This window comes from Spirosoma lacussanchae, assembly GCF_005870035.1.
Lineage (GTDB): Bacteria > Bacteroidota > Bacteroidia > Cytophagales > Spirosomataceae > Spirosoma > Spirosoma lacussanchae.
The window spans coordinates 1,564,949-1,588,768 of the sequence record NZ_SWJG01000001.1 but is presented as its reverse complement, the minus strand read 5'-3'; the positions used below and the strand labels follow the sequence as shown (position 1 = coordinate 1,588,768).

Here is a 23,820-nt window from a genome sequence, read left to right as displayed (position 1 = left end):
CTTTGACTCCGGACCTACAACGTTCGGAGTCAAAGGACAGCAGCAACCCACACTTGTTTCCCGCAGGTTGGACACAGTGGCTCCTGGGCTGGCGCATTGAACTGCTGCACACGCCCGCAGGTACAGCAGGCATATTCGCCTGGCTGGCGAATATCTTTGGAGTGCTGATCAAAAACTTTCGGAAGTATGGGCAGTCCTTTTCGCACGCTGCCGGGCTCGAATTGAAACAGGCTTAGCTGGCCATTGTGCTCCCGGATGGCCACCCGAACCTGCCCCAGTTGTTCAACGCCTTCTACCCTCAGTTCTGAGAAAAGCTCATCGAGGCCCAGGTCTTCCTGATCAAAATTCTGGATAAGAATGCAGCCATCTTCAATGACATAAACCGCCTTACCTTCCAGCGTTTCGCGCACCCGCCTGTTTCGGTCGCTGATATAGGTTGCCAGTTTGTAACAACTCATCACTACCACAAACACCACCACAGCCGACGCTAACGGTACATCATGGTAAAACATGGGGTCACCGGCTGCCGAGCCAAGCCCAATCAGTAAAACCAGCTCGTAGATCGATAGCTGACGGACTTCGCGCTTCCCCGAAACAGCCAGTGCTGTCAGGATAACGACAAACATGAATACGGTTCGAAAAGCAACCTCTCCCAGATACGTTCCCGGAAACTGGTCCAGTACGATACGCTCCCAATCGAATGGTTCAACGGGTTCCTGCATGATGGTATAGTGAAGTAAAATCAGATAAAACCTCCCCAACAGCTATGTGGCCGGATTAGTGAAATCAGCCTTTAGTCTCTGTTTTCAGGAGCGTTGTCTTTTCTGACTTTTACACCACGTTTCAGGGCCCATTCTTCCGCTTTGGCGGTGGCAATGGCAATTGCCTTCGATTCATCACTGCCGTCGGCTAACAGCGCGTTGGCAATGTCAATGGCTTTGTTTCGGACCGGCGCCATGAAGAACTTCAGCGAGTCCGGATACTCTTTTTTCGTATACGGCATAACGTTTAGCAGTTAGCAATCAGCTATGAGCAATAACCTCATCTGATGATAACTGTTTGGCAGCCGCTACATAGCCAGTTCCTGCGTGATGGTGCTACTGAGCCGGAGGAGTTCGATCTCCGCTGCTTTCGCGTTGAATTCTGCTTCTATCAGACGGGTCTGGGCATTGATGGCGTTACGTTGCACATCCCGGAATTCTACAAAGGTAGAGTTCCCGATCCGGTACCGATCATACGCAATGTCCACGTTCTGATTGGCTAGCTGGTTATTCTGCACTTCCAGATTCAGCAGCCGGATGCTGTTCTGATACGTCTGGTACGTTTGTGCCAGGGCTGATTGCAGTTGAAGCCGCTGGTCTGCCTCCTGAGTCTGGGCAATAATGGTGTTTACCCGCGCATTCTGGATCTGCCGTTTCAGGTTATATCCGTTGAAAATGGGAATAGTAGCCTGCACGTTGTAGGTAATAGCACTGGTTCGGCCGGTTCGCACGCCGAAGCCCCCCTGGTTATCGATAAACTGATAGTTATAACCGGTTTGGGCGGTGATCAACGGCAGCTGCTGGGCGTTGGCCAGCCGAACGCTTACGTCGGCCAATGTACGGTTCAGTACGGCCGCAGCCAGGAGCGGGTTGTTGGTAGTCAGCGATTGCTGCAACGGCGCCAGCTGCAGGTCACTACGGGCCACGATTGTATCCCGAACCGAAAACTCGGTCAGCGGATCGCGTACCAGCAGGGTGTTCAGTACTATTTTGGCATTCCGCAGGGCCTGCTCCTGGGATATGAGCGCAGCACTGTCGGTATTGTAATCGACCTGCGCGCTCAGAAAGTCGACTTTCGAGCGAGTACCAACCTCGTAGTTGGCCCGTGCCAGCTCCAGTCGTTCGCGTGAGATATCCAGCGCCTGGGCAAACGCGATCAGCCGCTGTAACTGCCTGACCACATCGTAATAACCGGTGGCAATGCTGGCAATGGTCGCTTCCACATTAGCTCGTGTATTAACCGTACTGATCTGGACTAGCTGCTGGAGTTGGGTATAGGTTGCTGAGCGGGCGTAGCCATTAAAAACCACGTAGTTCAGGTTCACGCCCAGGTTTGAGGTCCGGTTAAAAATACCGGAAGCTCTGAGTGGAGGTCTGATACCATCCAGGAATGTTTGGCGGAGGCTTTGCAACCCGCCGGTCGAGGTGGCGTTGCCGGTCAGCGTGGGCAGATAACCAGCGTTCCCTTTCGTATAATTGTTGCGGGCAATTTCTTCCTGCGATCGATTGATCTGTATCTGGTAGTTCTGTCTGACGGCTTGCTCAACGGCTTGCGGAAGCGTCAGAAGGTCACCAGGTTGCGGGATGGTGGCCACGGTTGGCGTTCGTAGCTGAGCGCGTTTAATGGCATTAGGGGCTTGTTGAGCATTGGCCAGAATAGGTACGCAAATAAAAAATATCCAACTGCTGAGCTTCATCGACTTGGTTTTAACAACGACACGAACGGTCAAAATTACGAGAATATGCGATTAGCCGTCGCACTCATTAACTTTCTATAAATTGCAAACTTTCCCAACCATCAAGGTATGATTCGTATACTTCTACTACTATTGGCTTTCACGGCCACCTTTTCGGCCTGTTCTACCCGGAAAAAAGCCGATTTACTCGTTACTAATGCCCGAATATACACCGCTGATTCTGCTTTTTCGACCGCCGATGCCTTTGTGGTCAAAGACGGCAAATTTCTGGCGGTGGGGTCGGCCAGCAGCCTGGCCGATCAGTATGAGGCCGACACTACAGCCGATCTGGGCGGGGCGCCTGTTTATCCAGGTTTTTATGATCCACACGCTCACTTTCTGGGACTGGGCCAGATGCTCGACCAGGCCGATTTGGTTGGCGCTGAATCATATGATGAAGTTATCGACCGGCTGAAAACCTTTCAGCAAAAACACCCCGACGCTACCTGGATCATTGGCCGGGGCTGGGACCAGAACGACTGGGCTGATAAAGCGTTTCCAACTAAAGAAAAGCTGGATGCGGCTTTCCCCAATATACCCGTTGCCCTGACTCGGGTTGATGGGCACGCGCTGCTAGTCAACTCGAAGGCGCTGAGGCTGGGTCAGATCACGGCCGGTACCCGGATGGCGGGCGGAGAGGTAGTACTGAAAAATGGAGAACCCATTGGCGTCCTGGTCGATAACGCCATGCAGATCATCCGCCGACTGGTGCCTCGCCCCGACATAGCCGACAAAGCCCGGATGTTACAGGCCGCCGAAAAGGTATGTGTGTCGCTGGGACTGACTACCGTTTCAGACGCGGGCATTAGCCCTGACGAGATTAACCTGATCGACAGCCTTCACCAATCCGGCAAGCTGAAAATACGCGACTACGCCATGGTTAGCCTGGGCGAGCCCAACCTGAACTACTTCCTGAAACGCGGTCCTTTCCAGACCGAACGGCTCACCGTCCGCTCGTTTAAACTGTATGCCGACGGTGCTCTGGGGTCGCGGGGGGCCTGTCTCCGCAAGCCGTACGCCGATCGACCCGAAACGGCCGGTTTTCTGTTGCTCAGTCCCGCCGAACTGGAGCGCGTTACTAAACTGCTGTATGCATCGAACTTTCAGGCGAATACCCACTGCATAGGCGACTCAGCCAATCACCTTATGCTCGACCTGTATGGCAAACTCCTGAAGACAACCAACAACCGGCGGTGGCGTATCGAGCATGCGCAGGTCGTATCGCCAGACGATTTCTGGAAATTTGGTCGGTACTCCATCATTCCGTCGGTGCAGCCTACCCATGCGACCTCCGATATGTACTGGGCACAGGATCGGCTCGGCCCGGTTCGGGTAAAAGGCGCTTACGCGTTCAAGGATTTGATGAAGCAGAACCAGATGATCACCTTCGGGAGTGACTTCCCGGTCGAGGCTGTTAACCCCGTCTTCGGCTTCCACTCGGCCGTAGCGCGACAGGATGCCAAAAACTTCCCAAAAGCCGGTTACCAGATGGAAAATGCCGTTGACCGCCAGTCGGCTTTACTGGCTATGACACGCTGGGCGGCCTATGCCAATTTTGAAGACCAGCTGCGCGGCAGCATCGCTCCTGGTAAACAAGCCGATTTTGTTGTACTTGACCGTGATATCATGACAGCACCAACTACCCAGCTGCGCGATACTAAAGTACGCCAAACCTGGATTGGTGGAGAGCGAGTTTATTAACTCAGGCCACCGACAAAATCTGGTAAGGCATCTTGTTAAATACCACCGTGTCGTTAACCTGATGCCCGGCCAGTAGCGCTGCAATAGGCGATGCCGGTGAAACGGCAAAGTAGTCAACACGCTCAAGTGTAAGCTTACCAGCGCTGACACTGATAAAAAAGCGCCCCCGGTTTGTTTCAACCAGACTACCCGGCTGGACCGTATCGTACTTTTTGTCGATGTTCAGCCGGGTCAGCTCGCCTTCCAGCTTGAGGGCTTCGGCCAACAGCTGTGCATACCGGTCGCGTTCGAGTTGGGCCATAGCCCGGCCGGTTTCGTACTTATCGCCCGCACTACTTTTCGATTCGCTGTTAGCTGACTCCTGAGCCGCTTCCATCGCCAGGCGGGCAGTATCAACGCGTTGCTGCACGTACTGCTGACAGCGGCTAAATAATTCTTTCTTGATCGTGAGTGGATCATCCATCGGCGACGGGGCTATCAGCATCTGATTGGTTTATAGGTCTTTACGTTTCATCTCCCCCACGGCATAGTTGACGGCGCGGGCGGTCAGAGCCATAAACGTAATAGATGGATTCTGCGAGCCCGTAGAGGCCATAGCGGCCCCATCGGTAACAAACACATTCCGGCAGCTGTGTATCTGGTTGTGGGCATTGAGTATGGATGTTTTTGGATCACGGCCCATGCGAGCCCCGCCCATCTCGTGAATATCGAGACCGGGATTACGATGATCGTCGTAAGGTCGAATGTTTTTGCAACCGGCCTTGTCGAGCATCTCGGACCCCTGTACCAGAAAATCGTCCATCATCTTTGTGTCGTTATCGGTATAGCCAATCGAGGTAACGAGCTGCGGAACGCCCCAGGCATCGGTCTGATCGGTACGTAGCCGAACGTGATTTTCGTAGCGCGGTACGGTTTCGCCCTGCATCATCATAAACACGTGCCATGGTCCGGGCTGGGTAATACGGTCCTTAAAACCTACCCCGAACGTCTCAGTCGTTGGCTGCCCCTGCCCCCGGCTGGCGCTGAAAGCGACCATGTACCCACGCTGAAAGTCGGTCTCCTGCCGGTTCACGTTCCGGAAGTTGGGCATGAACGCGGTAGTTGGGCGTCGACCGTAATAATAGCCGTCCTCGAAGCCGTCGTAGTCGGCCAGAATGTTACCCCGGTAATTATGAAAAGCCACATAACGCCCCAGCACGCCACTGTCGTTACCCAGGCCGTTGGGAAAACGGCGGGAGGTCGAATTGAGCAGAATCAGGTTGGTATTCAGACAGGCTGCATTCACAAATAGAATTCGGGCGTAATACTCTGTCAGCTGCTTCGTCTGCGTATCGACTACCCGTACGCCGGTTGCTTTCTGCTTCACCTCATCGTAAATAATCGAGTGCACAACCGAGTCGGGGCGGAGGGTCAGCTTTCCGGTTTTGGCAGCCCACGGCAGAGTCGACGAGTTTGACGAAAAATATCCGCCGTAGGGGCAGCCCCGATAGCAGAGGTGCCGGGCCTGGCACTGCGCCCGCCCCTGGTCATAATGAATCTGTTGAGGCTCCGTCAGGTGGGCGCAGCGACCGATGATAACATGACGGTCTTTGTAGCTGGCCGCCACACGCTGCTGAATGTGTTTCTCCACACAGTTCAGCTCCCACGGTTTCAGAAACTCTCCATCGGGCAGGGTTTCGAGTCCGTCTCTGTTGCCACTGATCCCCACAAATCGTTCTACGTGACTGTACCAGGGCGCTATGTCGGCGTACCGAATGGGCCAGTCGGCAGCGGCCCCGTCGCGGGCGTTAGCTTCAAAATCGAACCGGCTCCAGCGCTGCGTTTGTCGGGCCCAGATTAGTGATTTACCACCTACCTGATACCCTCGTATCCAGTCGAAAGGCTTCTCCTGCTGATACGGATGCTCGGCATCTTTGACGAAAAACTGCTGGGTAGCTTCATCCAGCGCATAACATTTGGTAGCGATGGGGTTGGCCTCGTCAAACGCCACCGGCATTCGGTTACGGTGCGGAAAATCCCAGGGGTTGAGCGTAGCCGTTGGGTAATCCGTGATGTGCCGCACATCGCGGCCTCGCTCCAGCACCAGCGTCCGCAGCCCCTTCTCGCACAACTCTTTAGCCGCCCAGCCACCGCTAATTCCAGAACCGATGACAATAGCATCGTAGGTCCGGGTAGCCCTGGTATCGCCGTAAGTCATCATAGTTCAATCTGATTTGAGCAACTATAATACATATTAATTCAGGCAAACTAAATCTGTCTACCATTTCAATAGATTTCTACAAACAACCGCCGTTGCTTTTGGCTTATTCAGTCAGGTACAACCAACAGCAACGTTATGGAAGCTAAAATTCCCCCGCAGCATCAGAACACCCAACCCGGTATTGAAGCCGAGCTGGACCCGCAGCCGAAGATAATCCGACACCTTTACAAAGGCGCGAACAAACTTAAGGATAAAGTAGCACTCATCACCGGGGGCGATTCCGGCATCGGACGGGCCGTAGCCGTTCATTTTGCCCGCGAAGGCGCCGATGTAGCCATTTCATACATGGCTCGGGAAGAAGAAGACGCCCAGAAAACCAAAGAACTGGTCGAAGCCGAAGGGCGTCGGTGCGTACTGCTCCCTGGTGATATTCGGCATGAAGATTACTGTAGGCACATCGTCGAAGAAACCGTGGCGCAGTTGGGTAAGCTGAACATTCTGGTCAACAATGCCGGACTTCAGCTCGCCCACAAAACGCTGGAAGAAGCCCGCGACGAAGACCTGCTGGACACCTACGAGACCAACATCTACTCGTTTTTCCGGGTCACCAAGGCTGCCGTGCCCCACCTGCACAAAGGCGACAGTATCATCAATACCACCTCGGTTACGGCCTACCAGGGTCGCGCCGATCTGCTCGAATACTCGTCGACCAAAGGGGCGATCATGACGTTTACCCGGGCTCTGTCGAGCAACCTGATCAGCAAAGGTATCCGGGTCAATGGTGTAGCGCCGGGTCCGATCTGGACGCCACTCAACCCTTCGTCGGTAGAAGCCAGACAGATTCCCATGTTCGGGAAAGACGTGCCCATGAAGCGCCCTGGCCAACCCAGCGAGGTAGCCCCTGCTTACGTTTTTCTGGCATCAGAAGACGCATCGTACATCACCGGCCAGGTACTTCACCCCAACGGTGGCACCATCATAAACGCCTGAATCAATGCACTGGGCGCGATTATAAGCCCTAACACTGTACAAAGAACATACTCTTCGTTATGGAACAAATGGAAATTGATGCCAAGCCGCAGCACCAGGATGCGCAGCCAGGCCTGGAATACGAAATGGACCCGCAGCCGATATATATTCGGGATAACTACGAAGGCGCCGACAAACTCAAAGACAAGATTGCAGTCGTCACCGGGGGCGACTCTGGCATTGGACGGGCCATAGCCGTTCACTATGCCCGCGAAGGCGCCGACCTCGCTCTCATTTACCACCCACGCGAAGAGCAGGACGCGCAGAAGACAAAATCGCTGGTTGAGGCCGAAGGGCGTCGCTGCCTGCTGCTGGCGGGCGACCTGAAAAGCCTTTCCTTCATTCGGGAATCGGTTGGCAAGATCATCAGCACCTATCATCACATCAACATACTGGTGAACAATGCGGCCAATCATGTAGAGCAGCACGAGTTCACGGACATTTCGGATGAACAGATGCAGCAGACCTTTGAGCTGAACATACTGGCTATGTTCCGACTCACAAAAAACGTACTCCCCTACATGGGCAGTTACGACTGCATCATCAACACCACCTCGGTGGTATCCTACCGGGGCAGCAAAGCCCTGATCGATTATGCAGCCACCAAAGGGGCAGTAACAGCCTTTACGCGTTCTTTGTCGCAGAACCTGGTAGAGCGTGGCATCCGGGTCAACGCCGTAGCGCCGGGTCCGATCTGGACGCCCCTGATTGTAGCGACCAAATCGCCGGAAACGGTTGCTGAATTCGGCAAAGACACCCCCATGGAGCGACCCGGCCAACCCGCCGAGCTGGCCCCGGCCTATGTCTTTCTGGCTTCGGAAGACGCGTCGTATTTTACGGGCCAGGTCATTCACGTCAACGGGGGCGAGGTGATCAACTCGTAAGACGAAAAATGTATCAGACAGCCTCGGGTTCTTTGCCTGGTAACTCTTATTTTTACTAGTCATGGGCAGCCCGGGGCTGTCTGGTATCTGTATGGAAGCACCTCCCTTACCGACCCGTCCTGTACCCTTGCATCCGGGCGTACCGGGACTGGGCAACACACTGGCCTTTCTTCGGGACCCGCTGGCTATTCTGCGGACGCTGCAGCAGCGCTACGACCGAATCGTTCACCTCCGCATCGGGGGGCGCCATCAGTATCTGGTGCTGCGGCCCGAGGATGCCAAGCACGTTTTGCAGGAAAACCACCGGAACTACGGCCGATCACCCGCGTTTCAGGTGCTGAAGATCTTCCTGGGTAACGGATTGCTGACCAGCGAAGGCGACTTCTGGCGTCGGCAGCGCCGGCTGGCCCAACCAGCCTTTCACCGGCAAAAACTGGCGGCCCTGGCTCAGACGATGGTGTCAGAAACGGCTAGCTGGCTAACTGAGCTCAAACAACCTGATCGTCATCAGCCCGTTAACATATCGCAGGCCTTTATGGATGTTACCATGCGTATCGTCTGCAAAACCCTGTTTGGCTCCGACGTAGTGGGTCGGTTAGATGGCCTCTCTACAGCGCTCGATACGCTCAATTACCTGGCTAACGACCGGATGCTCTCACCCGTTCGGTTTCCGATGCACTGGCCAACGCCGACTAACCTGCGCTTCAAACGGGCTGGCGTTGTCGTCGATTCGTTTATTTACGGGGTTATCAACCAGCGTACGCAGCTTGCTCATAGCGACCGAGATGACCTGCTGGATATGCTCCGACTGGCCGAAGACGAAGATACCGGCGAGCGGATGTCCAGCCAGCAGCTGCGCGATGAGTGCGTTACGCTGTTTGCCGCCGGGCACGAGACAACGGCTGTGTCTATGGCCTGGACCATGCATCTGCTCACGCAGCACCCCGACGTAGCTGCCCGACTGCGGGATGAGGCTATGCTGCACCTGGGTAGTGCCCCCCTCCCCCCGCCCGAGGCATTCAGAAGCATGACCTACACGATGCAGGTCATTCAGGAATCGATGCGGCTCTACCCACCGGCCTGGATTATGAGCCGTCTGGCGCTGGCCGATGACCCTATCGGGCCCTATACCATTCCGGCGGGAGATACGGCGCTGGTTAGCCCTTACCTGTTACATCGCGACCCGGTCAGCTGGCCCGACCCCGACCGGTTTGATCCCGATCGGTTTGCGCCCGGCTGGGATAAAGAACGTCATTCGTATGCTTATCTGCCCTTCGGCGGGGGGCCCAGACTATGCATCGGCAACCAGTTTGCCCTACTGGAGATGCAGATATTGCTGGGGATGCTCATGCGCGATTTTACCGTTCAGGCAGCCTCTGATCGACCTGTTACCACCCAGCCTCTCATTACCCTGCGTCCCAAAAGGCCTGTTTATGTTAGGTTGGCTTGACAGACAAATTATACTTTACGAAGAACTTTTGTAGGTGAGCGTTCCACGATTGATACTATATGTTGATAGACAGCGATCTGTTGACAACATACATTTCGGACTCGTGAAACAGAATTGCATCTTTTGTAGTAGGTATTGACTTTGTAGTCGGTATACCCAAACTTAGATAGTCCATTGCTGTTCTGATTTATTCACCTTTAAACGCGACACAATGAGACTACAAATGCACGCCGTTAAGTTTACGGCCGATCAGAGCCTGTTAGATTTCATCCAGGCTAAGCTGAACAAATTAGACACTTTCCATGACCGGATCATCGGCGGTGAAGTGTTTCTCCGACTAGACGGAGCCGACTCCAACAAGGTAAAAGAGAAAATTGTGGAGGTCAGGCTGACGATTCCAGGAAAAGAGCTGTTCGTAAAAGAACATGACAAGAGTTTCGAGAGCGCTACTGACCGCGTGTTGGATGTGCTGAAAGATAAACTTGTTCGCTGCAAAGAAAAACGCAGCGACTTTTCGAGTCCCGTCATTGTCGAAGCCAAATCCCGGATGGAAGAAGACGAGGTTTTCGAGCCCGATGAGTTATAAAATCTAAGTCAGTAAAACAGCGAAAGCCACCCGACTGAGGTGGCTTTCGCTGTTTTTATTAGTTTTTAGTAGCTCATAGGCCAAACGCCTGTTTGATCTGATCGACAAAATCGAGCTTTTCCCAGGTAAAAAGTTCTACTTCCAGCTCTATCGCCTGACCGTTTGAACCAAAGGTTTTCTTTACGACTTCGTTCTTCCGGCCCATGTGTCCGTAAGCAGCCGTTTCCGAATAGATCGGGTTACGGAGCTTGAGCCGCTGCTCGATAGCGTAGGGACGCATATCGAAGATCTGTCCGATTTTTTCGGCAATAGTCCCGTCGTGCAAGTCTATTTTCGACGTGCCGTAGGTATTTACATACAGGCCACATGGTTTAGCGACGCCAATGGCGTATGAAACCTGCACTAGCACCTGATCGCAAAGGCCGGCCGCTACCATGTTCTTGGCAATATGGCGCGTTGCATAGGCCGCCGAACGGTCTACCTTCGACGGATCTTTACCCGAAAAAGCGCCACCACCGTGGGCACCTTTCCCGCCGTAGGTATCTACAATAATCTTGCGACCCGTCAATCCGGTATCGCCGTGGGGACCACCAATCACAAACTTACCCGTGGGGTTGATGTAATAGGTAATGTCGTCGGTAAACAGGCTGTGCAGTTCGGCTTTCTGGGCGGCCTTAACGCGGGGAATGACGATGTTGATAATATCTTCCCGAATTTTGGCCAGCATGGTTTCATCGTCGGCAAAATCATCGTGCTGGGTAGATACCACGATGGTATCGATGCGGATCGGCTGATGATCATCACTGTATTCAATGGTTACCTGCGACTTCGCGTCGGGCCGCAGATAGGGCATCAGGTGATTTTCGTTATTGCGAATGTGCGACATCTCCCGCAAAATGGCGTGGGCCAGATCGAGCGGAAGCGGCATGAAATTGTCGGTTTCGTTGGTGGCGTATCCGAACATCATGCCCTGGTCACCAGCGCCCTGTGCGTTCGCTTTCGTTTCGAAATCGTCGTTGGCTACTTCCCGGTCAACGCCCTGGTTGATGTCGGCCGACTGATCATGAAGCGCCGAGAAGATGCCACACGAGTTGGCTTCGAACATGTATTCGCTCTTAGTGTATCCGATTTTACGGATCACCTCGCGCGTGATTTTCTGGACATCCAGATAGGTTTCTGTTTTGATTTCACCAGCCAGAACAACCTGTCCTGTTGTAACGAGCGTTTCGCAGGCTACCTTACTGGAGGGATCGAACGCCAGAAAGTTATCGATCAGTGCATCGGAGATTTGGTCAGCGACCTTGTCGGGGTGTCCTTCAGAAACAGATTCGGACGTAAAAAGATAAGGCATTGCAGCTCTGAGAAACTTGGTTTGAAACCACAAAGCTACACCTTTATAGACAGGTGACAAACGATAACCCGGCCAGGAACATCGGTATTCTTAGTTACCGTTTATCTACCGGGCTCTTACGCAACCTGCTGTCAGCTGTCAGCCACACGTCCGGATCGGGTAGCTACTTATTTTTCCCGAAGCGTTCAGGCTATAAAACCTGGCCAGCACAGGAATACACACGCCAGCGTCGTAAAAACCAGTAACACTGATCCCCTGCAGATTAACCAAACATTTTCCGACGAATCACGTCGAAGAAGGCAGCTGTAAACGGCCACCACGGCATGGTGGTAAATAGCCGCAGTTCATCGGTGAGTCGGGTATCTTCATCCAGAAACGTAAAAACCCGACGGGGATTTTCGACGTAGACGCGGGTAAACACATCGTCGGCGGGGTGCCGATGTTTTTCCAGCACATTCAGGAAAACGCTATCGTACAGTTTGAAGCGTTTCTGAAACCAGGGGGGTCGGCGGGTGGGTTTGCCCGTCTCGACCAGGTTCTGGACAATGTCGTGCAGGTAACGCTGGGTACGCTGAAATGTATAGCCGGTCGACGCTTTGGTATACCCGCCCGAGGTGCCGATCCGAACAATATGCTCCGAGGGGTTTTCCTGGGTAGCTACGTCCGACATCGGAATTATGCCGTATTCCGTTTCCCGAATTTCGTAAGTGCCAGTGTCGACGAACCGATCGATGTACTGACGCAGATCGGTTTCGTACTCCTCCATTGTCAGCAGCTTATCGTTGAACAGAGTAAACTCGACCAGCGCCGTTTTTTCGTCGAAGGGCAGTACATACATAAACCGGCAATCGCCATGCTGCTCGACCCGGAAGTCCATTATTTCGGGAAGCGACGGATTGAAACAGGGGTTTTCAGCCTGGATTACCCATCCTTTAAAATGTTGGAGCAGGTTATGATTGTCGGGCTGATCCAGGTTCAGGGAGTAGGTGCTGTCGAAAACATAATCAGCTATGTAGGGCTCATCATTGGCAATAACAAACCCACCCTGGGGAGTGTCCTTAATCCGGTTGATGGTTGCCTGCTGCCGCTCTACATTGGGGTATTTGGCCAATTCGGCCTGTACAAAGCTGTAGAAATCGATGCCCCGCAACATCTTGTACCGGTATTCGCCCAATTCTAAAGGGCCGGTATAGGTTGTGCCATGAAAATGTACGGTTTGCCACGTTCTAAACAGAATCGACTCAAACGGGCCGGCCCCACGCTCCCAAAAGCACCACGTTCGATCATTACGATCTTTCTGTTCGCGATCAAGAATCAGAATAGAATGGTTTCCCAGCGGAGATTGTGTCAGGTAGTAGGCCAGGCTCAATCCTGCCATACCTCCTCCGGCGATGATGAAGTCGTATTTTTTCATGCAGCAAATAAAAAGCCCGGACGCATAGCCCGGACTTTCGTTAGTAGGCAGTTAGTAGAACAAGCAGGAAGTGGGCTGCTGCTAACAATACGGGCCTTCAGAGGCTACCGCCCGACAGCTTCCTATCACTACTACTCAATTATACATTCACATGTTTTTCGGCATGGTAGCTCGACCGGACCAACGGCCCTGATTCAACGTATTTCAGCCCCCGGCTTAACCCTTCTTCCTTGTACATGGCAAAGGTTTCGGGGTGGATCCACTCGATGACTTCGTGGTGCATTTTAGTTGGTTGCAGGTACTGGCCAAGGGTCAGCACATCCAGTCCGTTTGCTGCCAGATCGTCCATGGCCTTAAAGACCTCGTCGTGGGTTTCGCCCAGGCCCAGCATAATCCCGGATTTGGTACGCTGCCCATACTCTTTCGTGCGCCGTATCTGTTCCAGGCTACGCTCGTAGCGGGCCTGGGGCCGTACACGCCGATACAGCCGCTCAACCGTTTCCATGTTGTGCGAAACGACTTCCTGACCGGCAGAAATCATGCGGGTCAACGCTTCCCAGTTGCCTTTGGTATCCGGAATCAGCGTTTCGATCGTTGTTGACGGCGACGCTTCTTTGATCAGGCGAACGGTCTGGTACCAGATCTCAGCGCCCCGGTCTTTCAGTTCGTCCCGGTTAACGGATGTAATCACCGCATGTTTCACCTTCATCAGCACGATCGCTTCGGCCACGCGACGGGGCTCGTCCGTATCATACTCGTTGGGGCGCCCGGTAGCCACGGCACAAAACGTGCAGCTGCGGGTGCAGACGTTACCCAGTATCATGAACGTGGCCGTGCCGGCACCCCAGCACTCACCCATATTAGGGCAGTTACCACTTTCGCAAATCGTGTGTAGCTTATGTTCGTCGACGAGCTTACGGACTTTGGCATATTCCGGACCGATCGGCAGCTTAACGCGCAACCAGTCTGGACGTTTCTTCCGTTGCTGTTCGGAGGGTATTACGGGTAGTTCGATCATGGCACCTCAATCCTTTCCAACAAAATTCGTTTTTCCGGCGTAAAGTTCATAAAAAAGCCAGAAAGGCGCCGACGGACGAGAAGGGCCGGGAAAGCGATAGCCGACTCCCGAATCGTCTCTTCCGCCGGCGCCTTTCTGCGCGTCTGGCTTACTTCTTACTGCCAAAAAACAAGGTTAGGTAGCCCGAGGTAAAGAAGCTGCGGTTCCCTATGCTTCGGTCTCCGCCCTGTGTCTGATTGGGGATGATTACAATCCGCTGGGGAAATGCTTCGGCCAGAAAACCGATCTCGACGCCGGTTGTGTTGCTTCGGAAGGCACTCAATTCAAAACTGAGAGCGGCTTTAACGTTCACTCCCACAGTTAGCTTGGACTGACCAAATCCCTGGAAAAAACTACCGGCTCCGGTTACCGTTTCGCCGGTCGCGGTCGCGAAACCATTCACCTCAGAGGCTGGCACCGACCGGGTCGTATTACCGAAGGAGACTTCAAGATAGTACGGTTTTATAATCCCGAGCGAAGGACCTGCTGCCAGGATACCACTTACCGCGATGCCTTCATCGTCGTCCCGTTGGAATAACTTCACCTCCCGACCGTACTGTGGCCTCACAACAAACAGGTAGTTCTCTTTACCGCTGATATAGCGCGACCCAACCGAATTGATCGACGACTGTATCTCCTTGGGATGCTTTACATTGACCACTTCCAAGCTGATGTAATGGTATTGACGCATACCGAGCAGCTCACCCGAAGCGAGTCTCGACTGGCGAAACGAGAAGCCACCCACAATACCGGAATTGGTATTGGTCGTGATGCCAAACGTAGTAATGGTATTGTAGTTTTCCTGTTCCGTTTCAGCGGCAGATGGCCGGACGTTTTGTCCCAGCACAGATAGGCCGCTTAGTACGAGGCTAAATAAAATGTATATCGTTCGCATTGTCGTAAATTCCTGAATTAAAGCTAATCAATTTGCCTGTCTCCACAAAATCGGGTACGCTATTAGGGTAACCAATCCATAATTTATATGTTTGAGGAAAACACCCACAGCGAGCAAAAGACCGCCCGGCGGTAACCTCCTCAGTCTTTGTACATTCTCCCTTTTTCTATGGCAACCATTCACATAGCTTACGTAGGTGACCTGCGCACGGATTGCACCCATATTCAGTCAGGCACACACATCAACACCGACGCTCCCACCGATAACCAGGGCCGGGGCGAAGCCTTCTCCCCTACTGACCTCGTAGCCAACGCGCTCGGCACCTGTATTATTACCACCATGGCCATCTTTGCCCGGCGTGATGGCATAGAACTGGCCGGTAGCTCACTCGATGTGACAAAGATTATGAGCAGTCAGCCACCCCGGCGCATTGCCCGGATAGACGTTGATCTGGTTCTGCGCGCTGACCCGATGCCCGACGCCGACACGTGCGCCCGTCTGGAGAAGATAGCGCATACCTGCCCCGTGGCCATCAGTCTGCATCCGGATATAGAGCAGGCCGTCACGATCCGCTGGGAAGCCGTAGCCAGCGTGGCCGCGGACTAGAAACCAGGTTTGCCAGCCTGGTATCAGGCTGGCAGCTTCCAGCCGTTCTGGTAGTTCGCTTTCAGCAGTGCATTGGCCTGCGGGTCGTTACTGAATTCTCCTTTCTCCATATTCCAGAAAAGGCGCCGACCGGTCCGGAAGGCAATATTGCCCAGGTGCGAGTTCAACGCGGCTCCCTGCGCCACGTCGGTATTGCAGGTCGGCTGTTTCCGGGACTTGATGCAGTCGACAAAATTGACCGCGTGATTATCAAGGCCGTTCCCCTGTGGGCTTTGTTTAGGAAGATGTTCCAGTTTGTACCTGACAATCCCTTTATCAGTTACGGTTTCGGGATAGAGCTCCCAACCGCCCCGGTCAACAACCAGCGTGCCATTTTCCCCGATGAACGCTATGCCGTGTGGCCGGTTATAGTTGGCTCCGTTGATGCCGATGGTATGCTCCCAGCTCATTGTTACATCCCCGAAGTCGTAGATCGCCTGCTGGGTATCCGGTGTTTCGCGCGCATCGGCGGGGTACCCATATTTACCCCCCAGCGACATAATTGACTTGGGGGCAGTTTGCTTCATTCCCCATAAAGCAATATCGATCAGGTGAACGCCCCAGTCGGTCATCAGCCCACCCGCATAATCCCAGTACCAGCGAAAGTTGAAATGAAACCGGTTTATGTTGAAAGGACGCCTGGGGGCCGGGCCCAGCCACATGGCGTAGTCAACACCGGGCGGTACGGGACCATCGGGCTGCGTGGGCACCTCGCTTTTCCAGCCGATGTACGACCACACTTTTACGATCCGCAGCTTACCCAGCTTCCCGGAATGCACGTAATCGATGGCATTGTAAAAGTGAGGACTACTACGCTGCCACTGGCCAACCTGCACAATTTTGTTAGTCCGCCTGGCAGCAGCCATCATTCGGTTACACTCCTCGATGGTATTGGCCAGTGGCTTTTCGACGTACACATCTTTACCGGCCTCACAGGCATCGGTCATCATCAGACAATGCCAGTGGTCGGGCGTACCTATAATTACGGCATCGATATCTTTGTTTTCGAGCAGTTTTCGGTAATCGCCGTACGTCTGCGCTTTTTTACCAGTCTGTTTCTCCAGCTCTGCGGCCCGTTTTGTCAGTACGTTCTGGTCTACATCACAGAGGGCTACGACCTCAACGCCCGGCACTTTCAGATGCGCCTGCACATCGGACCAGCCCATGCCGTTTATGCCGATCGCTCCGATGCGGAGCCGGTCAGAGGGAGCAACAATAGGAGTGGCAGCAGTTGACGCGAGGGCTGGCAACGACAGCGCGGGCGCTGCTGCGGTAGCGGTTAAGCTTGTTCGGAGAAAGTGTCGGCGAGTGGTCATAGTAGCGAAGATATCGTGCGCTGATAAAGACCCTCCCGGTTTTATTTTACTGACCCGCCGGTGCGCTTTCGGAAGAGATAAATGAATCGGTCAGCAGCCCCGTCCTTATCCGATGTTATGTGCGACGATACCAGCTCCCAGCCATTACGAACCATGAAATTGAGCGCGTCCATCGACGAGCCGAACCGGATCTGCTGCTTGTCGGCACCGCTGATTACCTGTCTTCGGGCAAAAGGAGACGGTTGCCCGTAGTCGATATAGGCATACGTTGAAACCGTTGGCCGGGCAGAGCCTGTGAGCAGCTGGCAGTAGGTAATCTCTTCTTGGTTAATATTAACCCCGTCGACAAGGACCTGGGCCGTTGCCCAATAACTGAGCATAGTGAGCCAGCCGATCAGAAAAGCAGTTTTCATGGTCTGAATGTGTTTGATTGAGGAAGGGAAATACTATCGTCGATTCCCGAACAGGTTGAACAAGCCTTTGCGGCCTTTCAGCAATACAACCGGTTTATCACGATTTTCGGAGTTGTAACGGGTAATGATGTCAACCTCAAACTGTCGGAAAAATTCAGGATCGAAGTTTGCCTGGGGCAGGTGCTCAATGACATGCCTGATTGACTTCCCCTCCCGAATCCATTGTTGCCAGACATCCTGCCGCTGCCGTATGCCCAACACGTTCATGCCCGTTACGGCCTGATCGCTGACCCGGTAGTTAATTCGGATGGCTATATTCTCTGTAGCATGCTGCCAATAGAACGACTCTTCGGGGCCGTCGTCGGGTAGGTAATTAGCCACATTCCCGTAGGTCTGATACTCGATATCGAAGAATTTGGCCGAGTTAAAAAAGACGCCTGGCTGGTAGCGGGTGCGCGTTCCCAGCAGGGTTTTGGCCACCGTCTCGCCCATAATTCGCCCTGTATACCAGATTTGTTCCAGCGGTTTCCGGCCCGCTGGAGGATTCCGGTGCTGCACACAATCGCCGATAGCATAGACATCGGGCAGGTTCGTTTCCAGGTATTCGTTTACCAGGATACCTCGGTCGGTGTCGAGGGGTGTGTCTTTCAGAAAGCCAATGTTCGGACTGACACCCACGGCAACGCCAACAAACTCGGCGGGTATTGTTTCGCCCGTTTTCGTGATGACGGCGTCGACCCGGCCCGCTCCATTGTCGCGAAGTTCAGCCATTTCGGTATCGATCCGCAGGTCGACATGATGGCCGCGGATGTGGCGGGTTACCATCGCCGACTCTTCGGGGGGCAGAACGCTGCTCCAGAACGTCTTTTCACGAACCAGAAACGTAACCCGAATCCCGCGCGACAGCAGCATTTCGCACAGTTCAATGCCAATCAGTCCACCGCCTACCACTACCGCCTGCCGAATGCCCGCAGTAGAGGCTTCCATCCGGTCAAGATCAGGTTTTCCATACAGCCCCTGTACGCCCTGCAACTGCTGACCAGGCCAGTCGAAAAAATTGGGTTGCGACCCAACGGCCAGAATCAGGACATCATAGGTGAGCGTCTGACCGCCGGCGTACTGAATCAGTTTGTTGCTGAAATCGATGGTGTCTACCCTGACCTGAAGCAGATCGATCCGATTTTTGGTCCAGAACCAGTCTTCGTAGGGTTTAGTATGCTGAAACTCCAGATGCCCCATGTACACATACATCAGTGCCGTACGGGAAAAGAAGTGTGGCGTTTCGTCGGACACTACTGTAATCTGGTCATCAGTATGTTTTCGCAATTCACGGGCGGCCGTAATGCCTGATATACCGTTACCAAGAATAACGATGTGGCGCATAAAGTAAAAAGAAGACAGGCTGCAGAGTTTCGGTTGCGAAAACGTTGATTGGCAAACATACCGTAATTGCACAAAAAAAGCCACAATCCGTAGAAAGTGGCTTGCTTACTTATAGTAATCGGCAAAAAGCAGTTAGTTACGCTTCTCGCGGGTCATAGTGAGTGACGCACCCGTACCCCGCCGGGCCTGCATCTTATGCAGATGGGCTGCTTCCTGTTGCGAGACAAGCTGGAGGGCAGCGTATTCGGTTTTGCCGGTAATCAGCGGAAAACCGGCCACCCGCTGCACCGACGAACAGGGTACGCAGGTTCGGGCGGTAGGTAGCGCTTTCAGACGAGCCTCCGGGATTGTAGTACCACATTTCACACAATACATAAGGCTATCTGGTTGGTTATATAGAGAACAAATCAGCTACCCGAATCGTGCGAAATTCAGGCAGAACCTACACTAGAAAATTGCTGATTTACAAGACATTACAACTTATTTTAAAAACTAGTCTTCCCAGATCACGGTTTCGGTTCGGCTGAACCAGGGCTCCATATGGGGTTCGTAGTAAGACTCGATCACGTTTCGTTTAATTTTCATGGTGGGCGTCATGCGGTTGTTTTCGATAGTCCACGGGTCTTTCACCACCACCACTTTTCGAACGTGTTCGTACGCATGCAGGCGCGGGTTGAGCTGCGACAGGGTTTGCTGAAGACTGGGTTCGACCACCTGACGACCCGCCTGACGACCGGTTTCTGATAGCACCACCAGCGCAATGGGCTGTGGCAGGTGCTGACCGCCCACACAGATCTGCTCGATGTAGGTGTTATCGGCAAAACCAAACTCGATCTGGGCCGGAGCAATGTATTCACCCTTCGGACTTTTATACATTTCCTTAACCCGCCCTGTAATGCGCAGATAGCCATCATCGTCGACCTCGCCCACATCGCCGGTAGCCAGCCACCCATTCTTCAGAACCGCTTCGGTCAGGACCGGTTCGCGGTAGTAGCCCCGCATCAGCCAGCCACAGCGGGTTAACACCTCGCCCGTTCTGGAATCGATCCGGACATCGACTCCCTCGTACAGTTGGCCAACGGTACCGTCTTTGACGCGACTGACGGGCATGATCGACACAGCGCCCAGGTTCTCAGTCATACCGTAGGCTTCCTGGATATGAATATCCAGCTTCCGGAACCAGCGTATCAGGGAAATTGGCATGGGAGCCGCGCCCGTGATGATTAGTTTAGCCTCGTTAAGGCCCAATCCCTGGCGTATTTTTCGCTTGACGATGCCCGACAGGAAGGGAATTTTGAGCAAGGTATCGAGTTTGTGCTGTGGTAGCTTTGCTAAAACGCCCTGCTGTAGTTTCGTCCAGATACGCGGCACGGCCAGGAAATGGGTAGGGCGCGCAGCCGCCAGATTGCGGGCGAACGAATCGAGCGATTCGGTAAAGTAAACAGTACCTCCCGTTGCCAGACTGGTTGCTTCAACAATGTTCCGTTCGGCCACGTGGCACAGGGGTAGGTAAGAAAAGAAACGAGTCTCGGGCAAGTCATGACACATGCGGTAGCGCGTATGCCCAATAGCCTGACGTACCGCTCCATAATCGACCATAACCCCTTTCGGATTGCCCGTCGTGCCGGATGTATAAATGATCGTGAACAAATCGCTGTCGGCAGGTACGGGATGGCCAGGGTACGGTTGGTTCGTTGCCAGTATCTGATCCCATTGTGCAAAATCGGGGTCCGGCGCAGAGCTGTTGGGGCGGTAATCTGGAAAAGCAATGCCGTGTACAGTCGGCGGAACGCCTGGTTTGATAGCCTCCCAATTATCTATTTTACCCACAAACAGCACCTGGCACCCACTATGCTCAAGTACCTGTTTGAGCTGTTCAGCTGTAAGCGTTGGATAGAAAGGCACCGACACATGACCACTCAGCAAGATGGCAATATCGGCAATGAGCCAGTGTGCGCAGTTTTTCGAAATCAGGCCGATATTACTCCGGGGCGGTAGCCCCAGTGAGTGGATATAAGTTACCAGTCGACGAGCCTGCTGACCAACTTCGGCCCAGGTAAAATCGATATAGGCATCACCCACGGGTTGGCGCAGGTACACTTTCCCGGGTTGCTGTTGTTCCCAGCGATAGAACGACTCGATCAATGTTTCGGCTCCCTGCCTTTCTGTGCTCCCTGTGTTCATCTTCGTGCTTACATCTGGTGAAATGTAATTTTACACGAAAATAATTTAACAAAAAAAAGTCAGCTAACTACGTTATCCCCACGCTTTACACAGCTATAGGTAACGGCAGTGTGACTCGCCATCCCGGACACACTACACTGATTATCAATGACAGTCCTTACTGTTTATCCCTCCCGTCTTCATAACCTCGTCATACCGGTTTGCAACTAGCCTACAAAACTAGCCAAGCCGTTCGTAACCGGCCGGGCGGTTGGTGGGGATGTATGGGGCAGGAGCCCAAATGGGCTACAATTGTTTTTTCTGTTTTCGTTTCTTCCGCCAGTATTTTAGATCGGCGGTCAGGTTTTCCAGAAAGAAAGAAGGGCCCACCGAAATGTAGAAGCCGGTATAGTTGATCTGACTCGCCGGCACGTCTTTCTTCAGAATAAATCGATACCCACCTAATACGTTGAAGCCGAACCAATGTAGCGGGCGAAACCATCTGATTCGCGGAAACTGGTAGGCCGTCAGAACTCCTACGCCCAATGGAATAAAGATACCCCGCGCCACTTCTTCTTCGGTGCCCCCGTGGCGTTCGTAACGCGAATGGCCATAGCCTAACTCGAGCGGCAAACTTATCTCCAGCGCTTTTTTGCGGTAGAGATACCGTTCGTAGTAAGCTGTAGCGATGCGCAGATGCCGGGTAACCGATTCAGATGTATTGGGTAGCAGTCCGGGCCGGTTAATATCCTGGTTCACGAAATAAAACCCAAGTCCGGCTTTGAAGCTGGCCGAGCGCCCTCCCGACAGCTCAGGGCGAGCATCGCGGGGCGGAAACAGGAAGCCAGCCCGAATCCCGTATACGCTCACCGGTGTGCGTCGTCCATTTTCGTTTCGCGTGTCACTGAAGAAGAAAAAACGCTGGTCGGTTGAGGCCGTAAAGGTAAGTGACATCGGCTTTATCGACTGCGCGGACACTGTATCAGGCTGGTTAGTCCGTTTCAGATCGGTTGGTTTTCGGACGGTAACGTTGGTCTGCGCCAAACCGGCCAGGCTGGTAATAAGCCAGAGACAGACCAGTAAACCAAGCTGGTATAAGATTACTTTATCTTTCATAACGTTCAGTGTGGACATAACTCAGCCGACGAGCAATGGTTACAAGCCGGTTAATAGAAACTAGCCCGCTGGCCTGGATGTTGCCTGTTCAGAAACGCCCGTCTGTTCCTTTTGCTAACGCCCCAACATCAGATGAACGCCCCTCCCCCCTGGACACTTACCGGTCACGGTCTGATTCTGGTTGCCCATTTTCCGGAAGCCTTTGTTCGCCGACATGGGTTTCTTCGACCCTACCAGCAAGTCGCCTATCGGGGCTGGCTAGGTACAGTCATGCTGGTCAACTATCAAACCTCTAACGTTGGTCCGTATGCCGAGCTGCTCTTCATACCGGGTCTGTTTCGCTTAGGGCATACGACCAGCTTTTCCATCACCAAAATTTATGTGTCAACCGAGGAGAGCGTAGTGAATGGCCGGCTTAACTGGGGCATTCCGAAAGAGCGGGCCGACTTCGCTTTTTCAGAACAGGCCAATGGCCATCAGCAGATCTCGGTCAGTCACAAAGGGCAGCCGTTTCTGTCAGTTCAGGCAAAAACGTGGGGACCCCGTTTTCGGATTTCTACGGCCTTTATGCCTGGTTTTCGGGTTGTGCAGGCGTCACTCACCCGAGCTTCTGAGCCCACGACCAGTGGTCTGTTGCTGACGAAACCAAGGGCATCGGGTTCAGCCAGACTGGCTACTTTGACCGATGTTACTATTGATAGTACCTTTTTTCCAGATTTAAGTGCAATAAAACCGATACTTACGCTGTCGGTAGAAAATTTTAGGATGCAGTTTCCCCATCCCAGACAGATACAAGCCTGATTTTGTGGTTTTAATTGGAAGGCACCTGCCTAACCCCATGGATCAACGACAGGTGACATAAGTAGAACTCCTCAAAGCTCACCCTTTAAGACAAAAGTCAACATCTAAAACGTGCATCAGAAACCATACGCTGCCTACAGCGCCGAGGAGTTTGCCCTCGACGACCTGTTTGTCCGGTGGGTAAAACACCCCGACGACGAAGAGGTGGTGGCGTACTGGGAGCAGTGGTTGCGTAACAACCCCGCCTGTGCAGAAACGGTTGATACGGCGCGCATCCTGGTAGAGACCGGTAGTCGTCCGATGCTTCCCTCACTCACGACCGATGAGATTTCGACGGTTTGGGGGCGCATCCGCGAATCGCTCGAAACGATGGAAGATGTTCGTCCGCTGCAACCCGATGTACGGGCCGTGGTTGGCTGGTGGTACTTTTTCCGGACCGTAGCTGCCACGCTGGGTCTAATCCTGCTCGTAGGCTGGGCGCTGTGGATGCAGTACGGCCCCGAGCAATCAGTACAGGTAGTACGCACAAATACTGGCCAGACACGCCGTGTCCGGCTACCCGACAACTCAACGGTTACATTACATCCGAACAGCGTAGTTCGGTTTGCCCGCTGCTGGAACGACGAATCGCCGAGGGCGGTCTGGCTGCAGGGGGAAGCTGACTTCGCGGTTGTTCACAGACCTGATACCAGTTCGTCGAGACTGTTTCGGGTACATACAGCCGACCTGACCATCGAGGCTGTTGGTACCACGTTTCGCGTACGGCAACGGCCCAAAGGCACCCGAGTGGCGCTCCGGTCCGGCCAGGTTAATCTGCTGATCAGTCAACAACAATCTATTCGCCTGCAGCCCGGCGATTCTGTTGAGGTTGCAGGCGGGTCGATTCAAGCCTTACCCTGAGTTTTATAATTTGTTGTCC

The 23,820-nt window shown here is 53.5% G+C and carries 23 protein-coding genes; 8 read left to right on the top strand and 15 right to left on the bottom strand.

The features are described from left to right. Positions 1-29: 29 nt before the first annotated feature. From FBR45_RS06585 to FBR45_RS06575, 3 genes are all read right to left on the bottom strand, one after another. On the bottom strand, positions 30-722 hold the full coding sequence (locus FBR45_RS06585) for a DUF421 domain-containing protein (RefSeq protein WP_138500455.1): 693 nt from the start codon (positions 720-722) through the stop codon (positions 30-32). 71 nt (positions 723-793) lie between these two features. After that, a complete protein-coding gene (locus tag FBR45_RS06580) occupies positions 794-1,003 on the bottom strand; it encodes a DUF2188 domain-containing protein (protein ID WP_138500453.1) in 210 nt (69 codons plus the stop codon). 66 nt (positions 1,004-1,069) lie between these two features. After that, on the bottom strand, positions 1,070-2,458 hold the full coding sequence (locus FBR45_RS06575; protein ID WP_138500451.1) for a TolC family protein: 1,389 nt from the start codon (positions 2,456-2,458) through the stop codon (positions 1,070-1,072). Positions 2,459-2,566: 108 nt separating this feature from the next. On the opposite strand from FBR45_RS06575, the gene FBR45_RS06570 reads away from it, so the two are divergent. Then, complete coding sequence (locus FBR45_RS06570; RefSeq protein WP_138500449.1) at positions 2,567-4,198, top strand: amidohydrolase; 1,632 nt, start codon at positions 2,567-2,569, stop codon at positions 4,196-4,198. A 1-nt stretch (position 4,199) separates the two neighbouring features. Here the strand turns inward: FBR45_RS06570 and FBR45_RS06565 are convergent, their stop codons facing one another. Next, a complete protein-coding gene (locus FBR45_RS06565; RefSeq protein ID WP_246082126.1) occupies positions 4,200-4,682 on the bottom strand; it encodes a GreA/GreB family elongation factor in 483 nt (160 codons plus the stop codon). 9 nt (positions 4,683-4,691) lie between these two features. Beyond that, entirely contained in the window at positions 4,692-6,398 is a 1,707-nt protein-coding gene (locus FBR45_RS06560; protein ID WP_138500447.1) for a GMC oxidoreductase, read from the bottom strand. Between the two features lie 135 nt (positions 6,399-6,533). Between FBR45_RS06560 and FBR45_RS06555 the strand changes: the two genes are divergently transcribed. The 4 genes from FBR45_RS06555 (at position 6,534) to FBR45_RS06540 (ending at position 10,347) form a co-directional block, all read left to right on the top strand. After that, positions 6,534-7,388 carry an SDR family oxidoreductase gene (locus tag FBR45_RS06555; RefSeq protein ID WP_138500445.1) on the top strand — a complete coding sequence of 285 codons (855 nt, stop codon included), beginning with the start codon at positions 6,534-6,536 and terminating at the stop codon, positions 7,386-7,388. Positions 7,389-7,447: 59 nt separating this feature from the next. After that, the gene (locus FBR45_RS06550; RefSeq protein ID WP_138500443.1) at positions 7,448-8,311 is read left to right on the top strand and encodes an SDR family oxidoreductase; all 864 of its coding nucleotides are present in this window, start codon (positions 7,448-7,450) and stop codon (positions 8,309-8,311) included. A 91-nt stretch (positions 8,312-8,402) separates the two neighbouring features. Then, positions 8,403-9,761, top strand: a complete 1,359-nt coding sequence (locus FBR45_RS06545) for a cytochrome P450 (RefSeq protein ID WP_138500441.1) — start codon at positions 8,403-8,405, stop codon at positions 9,759-9,761. A gap of 211 nt (positions 9,762-9,972) precedes the next feature. Beyond that, positions 9,973-10,347: an HPF/RaiA family ribosome-associated protein gene (locus FBR45_RS06540; RefSeq protein ID WP_077920242.1), complete on the top strand. Its 375-nt coding sequence runs from the start codon at positions 9,973-9,975 to the stop codon at positions 10,345-10,347. Positions 10,348-10,420: 73 nt separating this feature from the next. Here FBR45_RS06540 and metK read toward each other — a convergent pair whose 3' ends face one another. The 4 genes from metK to FBR45_RS06520 form a co-directional block, all read right to left on the bottom strand. After that, positions 10,421-11,698, bottom strand: coding sequence for a methionine adenosyltransferase (gene metK / locus FBR45_RS06535; RefSeq protein WP_138500439.1), 1,278 nt, complete (start codon positions 11,696-11,698; stop codon positions 10,421-10,423). A gap of 262 nt (positions 11,699-11,960) precedes the next feature. Continuing rightward, a complete protein-coding gene (locus FBR45_RS06530; RefSeq protein WP_138500437.1) occupies positions 11,961-13,112 on the bottom strand; it encodes a lycopene cyclase family protein in 1,152 nt (383 codons plus the stop codon). A gap of 139 nt (positions 13,113-13,251) precedes the next feature. Then, a complete protein-coding gene (gene lipA / locus FBR45_RS06525) occupies positions 13,252-14,130 on the bottom strand; it encodes a lipoyl synthase (RefSeq protein ID WP_138500435.1) in 879 nt (292 codons plus the stop codon). Between the two features lie 148 nt (positions 14,131-14,278). Beyond that, positions 14,279-15,064, bottom strand: a complete 786-nt coding sequence (locus FBR45_RS06520) for a hypothetical protein (protein WP_138500433.1) — start codon at positions 15,062-15,064, stop codon at positions 14,279-14,281. Positions 15,065-15,232: 168 nt separating this feature from the next. Between FBR45_RS06520 and FBR45_RS06515 the strand changes: the two genes are divergently transcribed. Beyond that, the gene (locus FBR45_RS06515; protein ID WP_138500432.1) at positions 15,233-15,670 is read left to right on the top strand and encodes an OsmC family protein; all 438 of its coding nucleotides are present in this window, start codon (positions 15,233-15,235) and stop codon (positions 15,668-15,670) included. Positions 15,671-15,693: 23 nt separating this feature from the next. On the opposite strand, the gene FBR45_RS06510 is transcribed toward FBR45_RS06515, so the two are convergent. From FBR45_RS06510 to FBR45_RS06485, 6 genes are all read right to left on the bottom strand, one after another. Further along, complete coding sequence (locus FBR45_RS06510) at positions 15,694-17,025, bottom strand: Gfo/Idh/MocA family protein (protein WP_138500430.1); 1,332 nt, start codon at positions 17,023-17,025, stop codon at positions 15,694-15,696. 41 nt (positions 17,026-17,066) lie between these two features. Further along, positions 17,067-17,438 carry a hypothetical protein gene (locus FBR45_RS06505; protein ID WP_138500427.1) on the bottom strand — a complete coding sequence of 124 codons (372 nt, stop codon included), beginning with the start codon at positions 17,436-17,438 and terminating at the stop codon, positions 17,067-17,069. 33 nt (positions 17,439-17,471) lie between these two features. Continuing rightward, positions 17,472-18,821, bottom strand: a complete 1,350-nt coding sequence (locus tag FBR45_RS06500) for an NAD(P)/FAD-dependent oxidoreductase (protein ID WP_138500425.1) — start codon at positions 18,819-18,821, stop codon at positions 17,472-17,474. A gap of 132 nt (positions 18,822-18,953) precedes the next feature. Then, the gene (locus FBR45_RS06495) at positions 18,954-19,196 is read right to left on the bottom strand and encodes a TraR/DksA family transcriptional regulator (protein ID WP_138500423.1); all 243 of its coding nucleotides are present in this window, start codon (positions 19,194-19,196) and stop codon (positions 18,954-18,956) included. Between the two features lie 117 nt (positions 19,197-19,313). Beyond that, positions 19,314-21,005, bottom strand: a complete 1,692-nt coding sequence (locus tag FBR45_RS06490; RefSeq protein WP_138500421.1) for an AMP-binding protein — start codon at positions 21,003-21,005, stop codon at positions 19,314-19,316. Between the two features lie 285 nt (positions 21,006-21,290). After that, the gene (locus FBR45_RS06485; RefSeq protein WP_138500419.1) at positions 21,291-22,100 is read right to left on the bottom strand and encodes a hypothetical protein; all 810 of its coding nucleotides are present in this window, start codon (positions 22,098-22,100) and stop codon (positions 21,291-21,293) included. A 132-nt stretch (positions 22,101-22,232) separates the two neighbouring features. Here FBR45_RS06485 and FBR45_RS06480 point away from each other — a divergent pair, with 132 nt between their 5' ends. Next, entirely contained in the window at positions 22,233-22,901 is a 669-nt protein-coding gene (locus tag FBR45_RS06480; protein ID WP_138500417.1) for an acetoacetate decarboxylase family protein, read from the top strand. Positions 22,902-23,012: 111 nt separating this feature from the next. Further along, on the top strand, positions 23,013-23,801 hold the full coding sequence (locus tag FBR45_RS06475) for a FecR family protein (protein ID WP_138500415.1): 789 nt from the start codon (positions 23,013-23,015) through the stop codon (positions 23,799-23,801). Positions 23,802-23,820: the final 19 nt, after the last annotated feature.